This is a genomic window from Ktedonospora formicarum, assembly GCF_016587355.1.
Taxonomy (GTDB): Bacteria; Chloroflexota; Ktedonobacteria; order Ktedonobacterales; family Ktedonobacteraceae; genus Ktedonobacter; species Ktedonobacter formicarum.
On record NZ_BNJF01000008.1, the window covers coordinates 27,950 to 42,513 of the forward strand.

A 14,564-nucleotide genomic window follows, 5' to 3' on the forward strand; every position below is an offset into this window, starting at 1 on the left:
AAGAGAACGAGCGTTCTCAACACGAGAACTGTGTTCGCTTCGTTTTCACGAAACGCCATACAAGCCCTTTATGACACGTCTGCAACAGACTTTTTGAGGTCGGAGCCATGCCTAAAGGGGCATGTTTTGGTGCCGTTCCTTGCGTCTGATCTAGGAGGTTCACTGGGGCTGCTGATCGATGGATCGCGCGCCAAAGGTTCTCAACCAAATGCGCCGCTGAGGAACGATACACAATCCAATGCAAAGAGTATAGAAAATGAAATGCATAAATGAGGTATGTATCTGCGTGCAAAAAAACTTGCCGCACCCAAGGAGCGCTGCCGAGAAGCTCATGTGCCAGATTCGGTGACGTTTGCGACCAAGCCGGAGTTAGCGCAGCGCATGCTTGAACGAACCTTGGATGCTAGTCTTCCCATCGCCTGGGTTACAGGAGATACGGTCTATGGGAGTGCCCAGTTACTGCGGAAGGCTCTGGAGGATCGCCGACAGGCATATGCCCTGGCGGTAACCTGCAAAGAGCAGATAGAAGTGGGAAGCGTTCGCAAACGAGTAGATCAGTTTGTCCAGGCTCTTGCGAGAGGAGATTGGCAGGTATTGAGTGCAGGCGCAGGCAGCAAAGGCCCGCGCCTCTTCGTATGGACACGTATCGAGCTGGCAGCACCAGAGACCGAGGGGTGGCAGCGCTGGCTGTTAGTGCGACGCAGCTTAGAGAAGGGCGCGAAACCTGCGGAGATGGCCTATGTATTGATTTTTGCTCCCACTGGCACCTCTCTGGAGGAGATGGTCGAGGCGTTCGGCGCGCGTTGGACAGTGGAGCAGTGTTTTGAGGACGCCAAAGGAGAAGTGGGCCTGGGTGAGTACGAAGTGCATTCCTGGCATGGTTGGTTCCGTCACATCACGCTTTCAATGCTCGCCATGGCTTTTTTAACGGCCTTGCGAGTCACAGAAGAAGAAGCGGTGCTTAAAAAAAGCCTGGGCAGGTACTCCAAGGCCCCGAGCCAGAAGCCTCTGGCCCTGCCCAAATCAACCCATCTTCTGATCTTCCAGTGATGGTTCCGTTATCCGAAACTTACCCAAATATGGACAAGCCATATTTCGCGTTCGGTTCCTGCTTCAACGAACAACTTGCCTGGATCTACCGGGTCTTACAGGATCTCCACAGGCGTGAATTCCGGTGTAACTCACCGTACGAGGAGTAATTATAGCAGAAATGAAGGACGAACGCAAGAGCAACAAATGCTAAAATGCTAACGGAAAGAGATATTTGTCTACTCTTCAAGAAACTTGTTTTAACCCCATCTGGATGTCTCACATCCAGATGGGGTTCTGCTTATGAGAAAACAGGTAATCAAACAGGAGAATTACCAAAAACCATCTTCATCCGACCCATCAATGAGCTGTAATACTAAGGAATCTTCATCAAAACGGATGGCATTTTTCTCTACAAGATAGTGAGTTGGAGCCTGGAGCAAATTCGTAGAACCATCCGAAGCGCGTAGCTGTTTCATCAAGCGCTCAATAGTCATTGCATTCTCTTGCTGCCCCCGTTTGATCCACGCGACACGACAGAGAGCTCCCAAAGGATGTGCTTCAACAAGTCGCAGGAGAAGCGTCTCCAAGGTACCTCCTAGCGCACAAACCTCTGGTATGTCTTCTCCATGCTGTTCTTGCCATCTCAAAAGCGGCCCTTCGCAAAACCGGTGACACCAACGTTGAGCAGAGGAAGGGTCATGCCCAAGTCCAAGCAAGAAATGGATATCCTGTAACGCTTGAAGATATCCTGCCAGATACCCGTCACGAAAATCCTGGGAAAGAGGCTCATCAAGCTCATCATGAACATGCACTTTTCCATTAGCTTTCATTAATCTTTGCCCTCAGTAAAAACATTGAAACAACAGCGTTTTCTCTTGCTTCAACCATACGACAAAGATCTTCCCTGTAACTGCTCCAATGAATGTGGGAAAACGTCTGCAAGCATCGCCTTCCTCCATCTTTTGTTGTTGCTGCTTCCTCCGTAGGTGCCTCAAGACCAGCTGGTCTTTTTGGTCTTACCCCGCGTCCACAGCCAAGTTTGCGTCTTCGTCCGAGCCAGTACCGGAGACGGCTTGATCAACGAGCCCGATCAAGCGAAGGGCTTCTTGCAAGACATTGTGTCCAGCATTGTGATCGCGATCCTGGGGAACATGAACGTACGAGCAGGAGGGATTCTGACACACAAAGATGCGATCCTTGAGGCTCATCTCATCCCAGGTCCATCCACAGCCGTGGCAGGTCTTACTGGAAGGAAAGAAACGGTCGACCTTGATCACCTGTCCACCTTGCTGAGTGGCTTTGGCTTCCAGCAGACGCACCAGCGCGCCCAGCGAAGCATCGGAGAACGCGCGCGCTAGACGTCGGTTTTTGAGCAATCCCTTGAGGTGCAGGTTCTCCACCCCGATGATTCCATAACTCTCTGCCAGCCTGGTCGTGAGTTTCTGAAGGACATCCTGGCGCAAGCAGACGATCTGGTAGTGCAGGCGTGCCACCTTTCTGCGCGCTTTGTCCCGATTCGCGCGATCCCATCTTCCGGCGATGGAGGCGTTTGTTGGCTTGGCGTAGCTTCTTGAGCGTGGTTGTGAGAAACGCTTGGTTCTCGACGTGCTCTCCCGTACTCAAGGTTGCCAGACGGTTGAGTCCAACATCGATGCCCACCGCTGCCGCTTTCTCCATCGGGTTCGTGTCCGGGAGTTCGACCTGGATGGAAACAAACCACCACTCGGCGGTTCTGGTGATGCGTGCCCCGAGGACTCTTCCCTGAAAGCGCAGATGCTCGGCCATATTGACCCATCCGAGCTTGGGCACCCAGAGGCGATGATCTCTGATCTTGCATTGGTCGTTGGCGAGATAGAAGCTCGGCTTGCTGCGTTTCTTGCTCTTGAACTTCGGGCGGTGAGCCTTCCCCTCGAAGAACGCCGTAAAGGCTTTGCCCACATCGAGAAAGGGCTGGTCAGAGGCGTTCTTGGTCACATCCCACGTCCAGGGGAAGGATGCTCGTCGGATCGCGTTGAATTGCTTCTTGAGCTTGAGGGCAGTTGGTTGCTCCTGGGCTTCGTATTGCCGATTCCACTCAGCCAGCGCCCAATTCCACACGAAGCGAGCCACCCCTGCGGCGCGTGCAAGGGCGTTGGCCTGTTCTGAGGTGGGATGTAGTCTGATCTTATGGGCGCGAATCATGCGGTTCTGCTCTTTCTCCTGCCTGTTAGTTTCATTATTGTAGAGCAAATGTTCTCATCTGTCAAGCAGCCCGAAAGCGTGGCGCCTTGCACATGATTGATCCCTTTTCCTACTTTTTCGGAAACAGTTGCATTCTCTTTTCCCTCTTCCTTCATCACCGCAAAAGAAGCAGAAGAACAGCCATACAACCTCATGCCTACCATACGCATGAATGCATAGGACAACGATGCACCTTCTCATCAATGCGTTAAGGTTTTCAAACGCCTAAGGACAACTTTGCAAAGATCTCTGCTTCTAGTCCGCTCATGTAGCTCACCACGAACCGAATTTGCAGTTTAACATATACGTAAATGGGAAGAGGCCCTCTGAAAGAAGAGAAGATGTATATCACCTCTCTATGCTATGTCCATCTCCAATTTTCTACATCTTCTCAAGAAGAGACTATACCTGGCATCCTCTAAAATCACTGATCTCTAGTACTTCTTCCTCAACGTCCTACAAGAAAAAGCTGTGCAGTACGTATTTAGTACTGCACAGCTTTTTCTCGCTCTCATTCAGGCAGGTTGTACCGCTTCAACGGTTGCCGCATCCAGCGCATAGTTGCTCACAAGCCAGCCCGTCCCTCCCATTGGAGCATCAGCCCCCTGGGTCGCCTGATCCACTTTTAGCAAGAGCACTTCCATGTTGTGCTCTGTCGCCACTTTTCCCTCAGTGGGAGAGGTCGTGAAGGTGCTCTGATACAATTGAAAAGCGATCTGTATGATAGCCACCTGTTGACGATCATGTTGGTATTTTTGAATTAAGGCATTCTCATTCACTACTTGTTGCACCAAATGTTGTTTTTGGACCCGGTCGTAGAGCTCGTTATTGGCTGCGCGAACATCATTGTGTTGAAAGCGAAATTTAGCTGCTGGCGTCAACAGAGGGACGGAGGCAGTAAAGGTGCCTCCATGATGATCTCTGTTTCCAGCTGACCGATAATCCAACGTCATTTCTTGATCAACAAAAGCAAGTGCCGTTCGCATAGCGAGGACCCCATCAGCAGCGCTTAAATCCCACCCTTGGGGAAGGATGATATCCCCCCCATTGATATACAATGGAGGTGGTGTGGGAGGAGGTGGCGTTGGTGTAGCACGAGCAGGTGGTTGCGTCGTTGGCGTACTCTGGCTCATTGGAGATGAGGTGACTCTCGTTGGAGCAATTATTTGGACTGGCGCGGCAAATGCCACTGCCGCTATCCCAACAAGGCAGAATGCCACGAGCACCAGGGCAACCAACGTTTTTGTCGCCACATGGGGCTTACGAGCCTTTGGCACAGAGGCGGCAGGGGCTGACGGCTGTGAAGGAGTAGGATTGGAAATGCGCTCTGGCTGTGTCAGAGGAACGTTCACCACATCCATTCTTTCCTCCTTTTGACCGAATGCACGTTCCCCAAATAGTGGAGCCACTGGCGCAGGAGAGAGAGAGGGAAGTGGTCCAGAATACAGATTCCCCACACCGCCTACCTCATCATCACGCAACACAAAGGGATGCTCATCAAAGTTCTTCATAAGACCTCCTTGGCGAAGACAGTATAAGGACCTCCCTCACAGGAAAGAGAGGGAATATGATCAATATCCTGTTTTGACCGTTGGGGAAGATAGGTATTGAGCGCATCCTGGCATGCTTGTGTCTGAAAGGGCTTTGAGAGCAGATGCACATGAAGCCCTTCAAGGCGAAGCACCATGCAGGCAAACATCTGTTGCACTCCCTGCATTCCCACCTGCCATCCATACAGAAGAATGGAGGTGCCTGGCATCCACACATGAAAGATTTTGAGCATGGTCATTGTCTCTCGCAGAGCTGCATCTCTCTGCCATTCCCAGATCAGCAACTGGGGATTGGGCGCCTTCCACCTGGAACAGGTTTGCAGAAGCGTGTTGGCTGGCACGAGCAATGGGGCAACACCTTCCCGTCGCAGGGTAGTTGCAAAGAGCTTCGCAGTGAGTGGAGAACCAACCACAAACGCAATGGGAGTCTCAGAAGAAATCAGCATAGTGTATCTCCTGTCCGGCTGCCTGCATGACCTGCACCTGTTTCTGTACCTTCTTTATCGCTCGCAGTTCAATTTGTCTGATCGCTTCATGGCTCAGGCCCAGCAGCGCTCCTATGTGGGCATAGCTCTGCTCGCACCGGTCAGGCTCTTGCTCTTTTGAGAGAAGCGATTCTAACGTCCCTTGCTTCAAAGAGGAAGAAAGCCCATAACGAAGACATAAGATGAAGCATTCTCGCTTCGTCAGCTCAGATTGCGTAAACAGCTTCCTTAACATATGGAGCTGCGTGTCACGAATACACTGCTCTTCTGGAGTCAGTTCTTGATCCTCTATATCAAGCGAGCACGTATCGACGCTGATCACCTGAGACTCCGCAACCTCATAGGCAGTCATCAGATTCGCCAGCGACTGATCATGCTTGCCTGGTTCTCTTGAGGTTTCCAGGAGGTGTCTGGCAAGCTTGAAACGCTCCTGAAGGTAAATTGGAATACGAACTTTGTGTATCTGTCTGGCGAGTTCGCGGCAAATATATTGCCGTATCCAATAGGTCGCATAGGTGCTCAAGCGATACCCCTTCTTATAATCAAACTTTTCGACAGCATGGATCAATCCAAGATTCCCTTCCTGGATCAAATCCATCATTTCTACGCCAAACCCTCGATACTTATACGCGATACTGCGTACTAAACGCAAGTTGCACTCAATCAGTCGTTGTTTAGCCTGCTGCATATGAGCCCCACCAAGAGCAAGGGAAGAAGCTGACGGAAACGGCATATGCTTCCTCTCATGCTCGGCTTCAGATTCTTGCTCCATGCACTGAGCAAGCTCAATAACCTCTTGTGATGAAAGCAAGGGATAGCTCGCGATCTCATGGCTGTAGAGTTGATGAGGATCGCATGCCAGCACATCAGATTCCAGAAGCGTTGTTGACATAGCACAGTTCTTTCTTTTAAAGGAGGAGTAAATTTCTACTCTAGTTGTAGCTTGCCTCTCTTTCCTGCTTCTCCACTGCCTCTGCAATCATATGAGATGACTCTCTACTCCTCATGTAAGGGGAAAATACCCATATGTAGCCACAACACATCCAGGATAGAGGGATTAGAGGAAACGAAACACAGGAAAAATGAAAATTTGTGGCGAAAATTCATGGAGGAACAAAAATCGTGCTCGAAGGGCAAGCAGCCAAGAGAGGTAAGGGAGGAGAGGTGGTACAAGCATCACCTCATCAAAAAAAAATTGAGGAGACGCCTTCAACCATGCTGAGAAAGAGAGACCCACCGGAATCATTGTCCTGCTCATACAGAAGACGTAGTATAAGCAATTCATTTCTCTTGTATAAGTATGTGTATTCTACATCTTCACCAGAGAGGAAGGCTCTCAGACAAAGGTCTCTTCAACAACAAATAGGAACATCTTATCACGATTTAAATATATAAACACTATTCATATGTATAATCGCCTGCTTTTCATCCTTCTTCAGAGAAATACTGTTCTGCAGGTACCAAAAACACTACCTGCCGATTCCCAATCTCAACACCTTCATACAATCGAACAAGGTGTGTTTGCGTCTCAATCTCCCCAATGGGAGATCCACCTCCCACACGCGAGAAGCGCACCCACTGAACTCCTTGCGCGGCGAAAGCCTCTAAATAGGCCACTTCCCAGGGGACAGAGAAGTGGGCTATGATAGTTTCCTGACTGACCAGTAATCGCATACTACCGTTCTGTCTCACCTTCATCCGAGAAACAAATAGCCACTCATTCTCTTATTGTATCGCATTCTGGCTAGAGAACAGAAACGCCTCCTCCCTCGTAGCAAAACAATTGTAATGCGCAGGCTAGGCAAAAGGTGGTGAAGTTCTGCTAGTTGGCGAGGTTGATCCGCTGGTCGCGTTTGGCAGGCAGTCGTGAGCGATTACCATTCTCACACCGGCATTTGAGCAAATCAACACTATCAGTTAGGCTACGATTCTGGAAGAACATGTTCAACGCACTTCGCTCTGTGGTGAGTGTCCAAGCACTCTTCTGCTACCCTATGCATTCCATTGGCATCGGCAAGGCACATATGTAGTTCAGGCGGCAATTGTGAGATCTCTTGGATGGGTACCATCTTCTTCTTCCCAACATATCAAAGATATTCAGCACCTTCCTCCATCAACTTGCGAAAAACCTTATAGGCGTTCAGGTCTGTCTGCTCCAGATAATACAATTTCCATTGGTTCACCGAGGCAAATGCTACTGGTATCCCTTCAATCGTGACGTCAATGACATAGGCCTCCATGTGAGTGCCACGAACATTATAGGCTCGTGGAGTTGGTGCGATGTTGAAGCACGTTCGTCCCACGTTTGCCTCAATCTCAGCCGCCTGAGATCGCACCTGTGCTAATAACGTGGTTGATTCTTCATATCCCATCCATTGTGGTGGGGTCTGGGGTTCTCTTTCCTGTCCTTGCTCCCAGCTAGCTTCTTTTCTTTCCCCAAGATGCTCCTCATTCGCTTTCTTCTCGACACTCGGTAATGGCATCGCTTGTAAGATGTCAGGATGCTGCCGAAGCTCTTTGATCATCATTTCAAGGGGCCACCGCTCAAATTGGGCTACAAGACGCTGTATATCCCAGGGGATACCCGGCATCCTCAGTGTTTTTCCCTCAGCATAAGCCTGAGTATATACTTGGCATGCCTGGTCATACGTTCCAAGCGCTCCCCATGCCTTCACCATTGCATTGTAATATTTGCCAGGTGATTGTATACGGGAATGAGAGGAGGAGCGTTGCTGCTCTAAATACAAGAAGGCTGCAAGGACTGTTTTATATCCAAAGCGGTTGATATATGCACGATAGTTTGCGAGATTGCGCTGATGTCCTTCTATGACCTGAGCAAACACACGAGATGCCTGGCTCACCTGGATACCCATAGGGTCTTGCGAAGATGCTAAAGAAAAAGGGGAACTCTCAACGTTATCGTTACTATATGTAATAGTATTATTATATTTTCTAGAAACGTTAAACGTTCGCGAATTCCCCTCCTCCCGCCCAATTGGGGAATTTCGCTCCTCATATGGGGAATTCACGAAGGGAGAAGGGACATTTGAGCACGACGCTTGTTGTTCTTCCGTCTCAGTGAAATGCCCTTCTTCTCGCGAAATGGGAAATTCCGAAATAGCCTCTCTTTTTGCGTGTGAGGAGCATTGGTCGTATCCCGCTTTGGAAGAAAGTCCAAAGAGAAAGACTAGGTCAGACGATGTTCAAACTCCCATGGACTCAGGTACCCAAGCGTTGAGTGCCGTCGTACCCGGTTGTAATATCCCTCGATGTACTCAAAGATGACCTGCCGAGCTTGCTGGCGGCTCTGCAAATGGATGCGATACACACACTCTTTTTTGAGCGTGGCAAAAAAGCTTTCCATCGCAGCATTGTCGTAACAATTAGCCACTCGGCTCATGCTCACCTGGATGCCCAACTGTTCTAAGAGCCCCAGGTAGGCCTGGCTGGTGTACTCCGATCCCTGATCCGAGTGATGCAGCAGATGCTTCTGAGGAGCGCGGCGGGCCAGAGCCATGCGCAAGGCGGCTTCGACCAACGCTTCATCATGCGTCGTGGCCATTGACCAGCCAACGATCATACGTGAGCATAAATCGAGCACCACCGCCAGGTAGAGCCAGCCTTCCACTGTCCAAATGTCAGTGATGTCCACAACCCACTTGCGATTGGGGTCATTGGCACCAAAATCACGGTTGAGCACATTCTCGGCCATCCGCACACCAGATTGGCGCTGAGTGGTGTGAACGTGATGAGGCCGATGACTGACGTGAAGCCCCAGCGATTGCATCAGACGCACGACCCGTTTGCGCGCACAGTGAATGCCCAGATCCCGTAATTCGGCATGCACCCGTGGGCTGCCATAGAGACCACGATGGGTCTGGAAAATGTGCGTAATCAGTTCGCAAAGATGGCCATCTTCTCGGGCATGCTGACTCAATGGACGAATGCGCCAGGCGTAGTAGCCGCTAATGGAGACCTCCAGCACCTGACACATGCGTTGGATGGGATACTCCTGGGCATGCTCCGCAATAAACTGAAATCTTACAGACGCGGGCGCGAGAAGATGGCGATAGCTTTTTTTAGAATATCACGCTCCTGTTGGGCGACTTCTAACTCGTGCTTGAGGTGGCGAAGTTCCGCTTCTTCTGGACGCTGGTGTCCACTGCCTGGAAACGCCTGGACACCATGCTCTTCGTCTTGGGTTCGCCATCGCCAGAGGCTGCTTTCCGAAATGCCTAACTCGCGAGCAATTTGAGCCTGTTTCTTGCCGCTTTCGTGCAGCAGTCGCACAGCCTCCTGCTTAAATTCACGTGTATACGTGGGTTGATGCTCTGCCATTGTTGTCTCCTTAAAGGGTCTTCTTCTTTTACTTTAGACCTTCTCTCCAAGCGGGACAACACCACATGCAACCAGAGTGACGTAAGAATTCCCCTTTTCTTGTGCCGAATTCCCTTCACTGCTTTTTTCTTGCCTTTGCTTTGTAGGGGTCGCATTCCCCATGTGAAGAGCGAAATTTCCCTCCTGGGTTTGCTTCTCTGCGGTGAACCCTTCAAAAGGGTACCAGGGTCGCTCTTGAGCAGCCAACGCCTCCTTTTGCTGAACGCTGAGAGGAACTTGGGCAAACATCCTGGCAATGTCCTCGCAGGTGGCAGAGAGCTTTGCTGCAAGCCGTGGTGAAATCGCTATCCCCTCCTGTTGCAAAAGAGTCGTAAAAGTTTGTGTGGCTTGAGCAACAGGGGCATTCGATGCAGCGGGAAGGTCATCGAATATCCTCAGCTGTCCGTGAAGCACATCACGCTCAAGCCGACGCTGTACCTTTGTTGCTAACTGCCGGACTTTTGGGGTCTTGCTCGCTTGCAATTTTTGGAGATTCAGAAAAATATCAGTATGGAATTGGGGGGCACCGTAGAAAAAATGGAGTTCTCCCGGCTTGCGTTGAAGGAGTCCTAAGGCTTCGAGTACCCGAAGTACCTTATACGTGGTCGTATATCCCCATGGCCATCCTGATCGTTGACTGAGTTCTTGGGCACTTTGGAGATGAATAATTGCTCGATTGGTCGTCTCTATGGTTGGAGGAACGATACTCTGCTGTTTGACTTCGGCCAATTGTAGAAGATGCGCAAGAAATTGAACACTATCGAATTGCTTGCTTGAAAGCATCTTCTGGATGAAGGCCAGGGTGTATGGATGAACACGTTCAAGCATGTGCGCGTGCTGTTGATCGATCTCCACACCATGTAGTTGTAATGTAGCTGTACTCATAGGGGCTCACTTTCCAATCTCAGCCTTCTGCTTCCCGAAAAAAGGACACAAACCTAGAGCTTTTTCTTCGGTGTATACACACGTGAAAGAGCGTTCATAGTGGTCGTTATGGAAAATTTGTTGGACGCATTGGAGTGATCCAGAGAAAGAGAGGAGTCCCAGTTTCATTGACCTCATGGAGAGGTACATGCAACACTCTCTACAGACGGATGAGTTTTGCAGGCAAAACTATACCCTTCCTACTGGAAAGTGGCAGCTTCAGTAGGCGCGTCTCTGAGCTCTTCTCCATAATGAGCGGTTGAAGATTATATCATCAAGACTTTCAGACAAAAGAACCAGCGTGCAAGAGTAGTTTCTTTTTGTTTTTTGCCAGGATGTTTTTCTCCGGTACGTGTTTCACGAGGATCAGCCTCAAAGGGACATCTCTTGGAAGCACTTCGACATTTCACGGCAAGCGTATCGAGAGTGTACCTGGTTTTTCACCAATTCCAACTGAAGAGAAGACCCATTAGACACGGCAAAAACGGCGAAGAGTCTGAGAGGGTTAAAACAAGTTTCTTGAGTAGTAGACAAATATTCCTTTCTATTGACATCTGTTGCTCTTGCATTCGTCCCTCTTTTCTGCTAGAATTACTTCTTGTACGGTGAGTTACACCGGAATTCACGCCTGTGGAGATCCTGTAAGACCTGGTAGATCCAGGCACGTTGTTCGTTGAAGCAGGAACCGAACGCGAAATATGGCTTGTCCATATTTGGGTAAGTTTCGGATAACGGGTATCTCCATCTCATGACTCCCAATGGCTTGCTCCAACAAGCAAGCATGGGGGATGTGAGACGTTCCTCGTCAAGTGAAACAGCCTCTAGAGCGCGTGAAATTGAATTTAGATTGAGTGGCCCCCTTCGAAAGGGGATGTCATCGGCGGATGTCGCATGCAATCTGCGAATGTCGGGGTACAAAAACGTGAATTATAGATAGATCCGCTTGTAGAGCCAATAATAAGGGATATGCAAGGAACGCCACTTCTAGAAGAAGCACCATGACTTTTGGGGGGTTATTAACTCGGCTCAAGATACTTGCCTTACCGAGCTTACATCTCTCATCGCTACCTCCTGAAATTGGGATGCTCACATCTCTCAAGACCCCTGTTCAAAAAGCAGTTGTATCAAAGGAGTAGAAATGTAGCCGCGATCCCCAAACAACTTGCCACGTAGTCTTTTGACCAGGTAAGGAACAGGTGCCCGATCATCCACATTGCCTGGAGTGAGGCAACAAGCCAGCAACTCGCCGCGATCATTGACGGCCAGGTGCAGTTTAAAGCCGAAAAACCAGCCTGTGCTTGTATTGCCACGCCTGGCATCCGCCGCAAAGACGCGGTGTCCACTGATGCGTTTGGGATCACAGACTTCCAAAGATGTCGAATCAATGAAGCTGATGCCCGTGCAAGCTCCAAACCGGCTCTGTAGGTAGGCGAGCAATGGAACCATCAGGCCAGGGATGAGTGCCACAAAACGCGGATAACTCACCAGATTGGGAAATTCCTTCGCCCGATGGGTCTGCACATGTTCCATGTAGTACGCTTTGAACGTGCGATAGTTCGATTGGTGAAAATGGATCAGAATGGTCATTACCTCACTTGGGCACAGTTGGCCTGCACGATCTCGCTGTTGACCTGCTGCCAAGCGACTGGCTTTCCATTGCGGTTCAAAGCGCTGCCAAAAATCATCGACAGCACAAAACAATTCGAGTACACTCATTGCGAGATCCCTCCGATGATGAATAGATACTGTTCGTTCCTAAGCCCTGTTACAAGCCACGCCAGCGGTAAAAGCAGACGAGAATATGCGGCCAGTTACAGAGGCCGACCTGTCCACGATTGAGGAGCTTTCCGCTCGTATCTACAAGACAGGTCGGTGCAATGAGGTGGCTGCCGCTGTACGGTTTGGGTTCTCACCACTGCTCATAGAGCATCAGCAACGCATCATCGGCTACGTCATACCTGGCTTCTTCGGCCACGACGTAGCCGAGACAGAGGAGGATGCCTTGACTCTTGTTGGTAATGTAGCCGGACACCTCCTACTTGAAGTTACTCTCTTTTTCTGCCCCTTGAGCGAGGCGAGCTTGTATCGCAAAGCACTGAAAGCAGGCTGCCGGGCAATAAAGGCAATGAACCTCATGGCTCTAGGACCATATGAGCCACCCGATGAGGTGTGGCTCCCTTCAGGATTGTTTAGTACAATCCCGAAAAGATAGCAAATGATATTTTTCTGTTTCATCTGGTGAGTGCGAAGAGACAACGATAGGATAAAGTCACGATCACAGCCAGCGACAACTGTAGAACGCCCAGAACCAGTACTGTCGCGACCGGCCCTATGAACTGAATGAGCAACCCAGTCAGCGCAATACCCAACGGCTGGCTGCCATTGATCAGTAACCGCATAATGCTGTTGATACGCTCCTGTCACTGAAAAGTCGCGATGTTCATTCCTTTGACGCTCAATGCCATAGCCAAGACAATCAAACTATCACTTCCCATCTCACATCTTTCAGCCATACCTGCCCCCTGCCACGTAGTGCGATGCCGAAGCTCATCAAGCCCCGCTGCTCCTGGGGCACCTGCCAGATCATCGTATGAGATGTCCACGTAGTCGTGCCTTTGATAGCCTCCTCAATTCTATCTCCTTCCACGCCCACAAACGGGCTACCAATGAACAGGCTCATCTGCAGCTCAACATCTTGCGTTTTGAGCATGGCCTGCAAGCGAACTTGTTTGCCCTTGTGGTCCTGCATGTTCACCATCTGCTGTAAGGTACATGAATCTCCAGGAGCAGCATCTATGGCTTTGAGGTAGGCGCTAGCTGCTCTATGGGGCTCTGCACTCTCTTCGATGCCATATTCATAGTGCCAGAGAGCGCTCTCCTCTACGGACCAGTATTCAAGACCACTTGAGAAGTCCAGATTCAACGGCTGCCGGGATGGTGGTCGTAATAGAGTACCCGTGAATGGCACATGCTGATCTACCGTCTCAATGTGCAGGCCACCCAGCCAGATTTTGCCTTGTTCATGTGTATCAAGCGAGAAATGAATATCGTATGCATCATCTGGCACATCGATGACCAGTTCATGCTGTGCCCAGTCGCTCCCTTCGGTAGGAGGTGTGATATGTGAGCGTGTTAATCTGCTGGAGCGGGCTGGGAAGCCAGAAATAGAAGCACTACACTCCTCCACAGAACTATTCACCATCAATTCAAACAGCGGTTGATGCATATTTTCCACCTTTACATAGGCCACCAGGCGCAGACGCTGACCGCGATAGTGGTCAGCTAAGAAGCTTTCATATGAGAGAATGCTTACCTTTCCCCTCGTGAATGGTTGGTGCAATGTAATGGCGAGGCTGGCATTGCCTGCGTAGGTGACCAGTGGATCAAGAGCATAGCTTGCATTTTCTGTATCTCTGCCAAATCTCCAATAGCGCGAACCCATGGAGAAATCGAGGTTGCGCGGTTCTCTCAAAGCAGGGAGTAATGCCCTCGGATTATGTTCCGCAAGACGTTCGACGGCTGCGAACTGCTCCTGGGGCATAGCTCCATAATCAGCCAGATTGACAGCATACAGATCCAGCACCTCCTGAGAAGCGGAGATTTTGCAGTTTTCACGCTCAGCTAGCCGGAGCGCGTCGTTCAGACGAGCAGTCACTACGTTCTGACCACGCAGGTCGCGCAAATGGACCTGAGCGTAGAGCACGCCTCCTGGCTGGGTCACGAGCATAATTTCTTCGATTGTCCCACCCAGAGCACGCAGTACATTGGCGAGAAAATCAATGGTGAGGGGTTCAGTAGCAGTAGCATCTTGCTGTGCAGAGACGCGCATAGGACCGACTGGTATGGTTTCATACAGGCTCAGCGCCAATACTCTCTGTTGCTGCGCATCAAGTAAGAGAAAAGTGGTAATTTGGGTATGATGCTTGTTCTGCACAACTATTTTCAAAATTCGCATCTGTGACATAACGGTATATCC

11 protein-coding genes and 3 pseudogenes are annotated in these 14,564 nt (G+C 50.2%); 2 read left to right on the forward strand and 12 right to left on the reverse strand.

Annotation, left to right across the window (positions count from 1 at the left end; genetic code table 11):
- Window positions 1-276 precede the first annotated feature (276 nt).
- Window positions 277-1,050 (forward strand): IS701 family transposase, encoded by a 774-nt coding sequence (locus tag K3T82_RS41470; RefSeq protein WP_236031874.1) that lies wholly within the window; start codon window positions 277-279, stop codon window positions 1,048-1,050.
- 311 nt (window positions 1,051-1,361) lie between these two features.
- On the opposite strand, the gene K3T82_RS41475 is transcribed toward K3T82_RS41470, so the two are convergent.
- The 10 genes and pseudogenes from K3T82_RS41475 to K3T82_RS41525 form a co-directional block, all read right to left on the reverse strand.
- Complete coding sequence (locus tag K3T82_RS41475; RefSeq protein ID WP_220199355.1) at window positions 1,362-1,862, reverse strand: hypothetical protein; 501 nt, start codon at window positions 1,860-1,862, stop codon at window positions 1,362-1,364.
- 186 nt (window positions 1,863-2,048) lie between these two features.
- Window positions 2,049-3,213 (reverse strand): annotated as a pseudogene (locus tag K3T82_RS50560) (RNA-guided endonuclease InsQ/TnpB family protein).
- A 554-nt stretch (window positions 3,214-3,767) separates the two neighbouring features.
- The gene (locus tag K3T82_RS41485; protein WP_220199356.1) at window positions 3,768-4,763 is read right to left on the reverse strand and encodes a hypothetical protein; all 996 of its coding nucleotides are present in this window, start codon (window positions 4,761-4,763) and stop codon (window positions 3,768-3,770) included.
- Entirely contained in the window at window positions 4,760-5,248 is a 489-nt protein-coding gene (locus K3T82_RS41490) for a hypothetical protein (RefSeq protein WP_220199357.1), read from the reverse strand. Before K3T82_RS41490 ends, K3T82_RS41485 begins: the two co-directional genes overlap by 4 nt.
- On the reverse strand, window positions 5,232-6,179 hold the full coding sequence (locus tag K3T82_RS41495) for a sigma-70 family RNA polymerase sigma factor (RefSeq protein WP_220199358.1): 948 nt from the start codon (window positions 6,177-6,179) through the stop codon (window positions 5,232-5,234). The genes K3T82_RS41490 and K3T82_RS41495 overlap by 17 nt, the downstream gene beginning before the upstream one ends.
- A gap of 533 nt (window positions 6,180-6,712) precedes the next feature.
- Window positions 6,713-6,961, reverse strand: coding sequence for a transcriptional regulator (locus K3T82_RS41500; RefSeq protein ID WP_220199359.1), 249 nt, complete (start codon window positions 6,959-6,961; stop codon window positions 6,713-6,715).
- Between the two features lie 413 nt (window positions 6,962-7,374).
- Window positions 7,375-8,148 carry a hypothetical protein gene (locus K3T82_RS41505; protein WP_220199360.1) on the reverse strand — a complete coding sequence of 258 codons (774 nt, stop codon included), beginning with the start codon at window positions 8,146-8,148 and terminating at the stop codon, window positions 7,375-7,377.
- A 326-nt stretch (window positions 8,149-8,474) separates the two neighbouring features.
- Window positions 8,475-9,625: pseudogene (locus K3T82_RS41510) on the reverse strand (IS3 family transposase).
- Between the two features lie 33 nt (window positions 9,626-9,658).
- Window positions 9,659-10,549, reverse strand: a complete 891-nt coding sequence (locus K3T82_RS41520) for a hypothetical protein (RefSeq protein ID WP_220199362.1) — start codon at window positions 10,547-10,549, stop codon at window positions 9,659-9,661.
- 1,140 nt (window positions 10,550-11,689) lie between these two features.
- Window positions 11,690-12,304, reverse strand: a pseudogene (locus tag K3T82_RS41525) (IS982 family transposase); the annotation flags it as partial.
- A gap of 85 nt (window positions 12,305-12,389) precedes the next feature.
- Between K3T82_RS41525 and K3T82_RS41530 the strand changes: the two are divergent.
- Complete coding sequence (locus tag K3T82_RS41530) at window positions 12,390-12,800, forward strand: hypothetical protein (protein WP_220199364.1); 411 nt, start codon at window positions 12,390-12,392, stop codon at window positions 12,798-12,800.
- A 19-nt stretch (window positions 12,801-12,819) separates the two neighbouring features.
- On the opposite strand, the gene K3T82_RS41535 is transcribed toward K3T82_RS41530, so the two are convergent.
- Both K3T82_RS41535 and K3T82_RS41540 read right to left on the reverse strand, forming a co-directional pair.
- Window positions 12,820-12,987 (reverse strand): hypothetical protein, encoded by a 168-nt coding sequence (locus tag K3T82_RS41535; protein WP_220199365.1) that lies wholly within the window; start codon window positions 12,985-12,987, stop codon window positions 12,820-12,822.
- A gap of 77 nt (window positions 12,988-13,064) precedes the next feature.
- On the reverse strand, window positions 13,065-14,552 hold the full coding sequence (locus tag K3T82_RS41540) for a bifunctional nuclease family protein (protein WP_220199366.1): 1,488 nt from the start codon (window positions 14,550-14,552) through the stop codon (window positions 13,065-13,067).
- Window positions 14,553-14,564: the final 12 nt, after the last annotated feature.

Excerpts from the sequence above, each read along its gene's own strand:
- K3T82_RS41485 (WP_220199356.1), bottom strand. The coding sequence starts at position 4,763 with ATGAAGAACTTTGATGAGCATCCCTTTGTGTTGCGTGATGATGAGGTA.
- K3T82_RS41475 (WP_220199355.1), bottom strand. The coding sequence starts at position 1,862 with ATGAAAGCTAATGGAAAAGTGCATGTTCATGATGAGCTTGATGAGCCT.
- K3T82_RS41500 (WP_220199359.1), bottom strand. The coding sequence starts at position 6,961 with ATGCGATTACTGGTCAGTCAGGAAACTATCATAGCCCACTTCTCTGTC.
- K3T82_RS41530 (WP_220199364.1), top strand. The coding sequence starts at position 12,390 with ATGCGGCCAGTTACAGAGGCCGACCTGTCCACGATTGAGGAGCTTTCC.
- K3T82_RS41540 (WP_220199366.1), bottom strand. The coding sequence starts at position 14,552 with ATGTCACAGATGCGAATTTTGAAAATAGTTGTGCAGAACAAGCATCAT.
- K3T82_RS41535 (WP_220199365.1), bottom strand. The coding sequence starts at position 12,987 with ATGCGGTTACTGATCAATGGCAGCCAGCCGTTGGGTATTGCGCTGACT.
- K3T82_RS41490 (WP_220199357.1), bottom strand. The coding sequence starts at position 5,248 with ATGCTGATTTCTTCTGAGACTCCCATTGCGTTTGTGGTTGGTTCTCCA.
- K3T82_RS41470 (WP_236031874.1), top strand. The coding sequence starts at position 277 with ATGTATCTGCGTGCAAAAAAACTTGCCGCACCCAAGGAGCGCTGCCGA.
- K3T82_RS41520 (WP_220199362.1), bottom strand. The coding sequence starts at position 10,549 with ATGAGTACAGCTACATTACAACTACATGGTGTGGAGATCGATCAACAG.
- K3T82_RS41495 (WP_220199358.1), bottom strand. The coding sequence starts at position 6,179 with ATGTCAACAACGCTTCTGGAATCTGATGTGCTGGCATGCGATCCTCAT.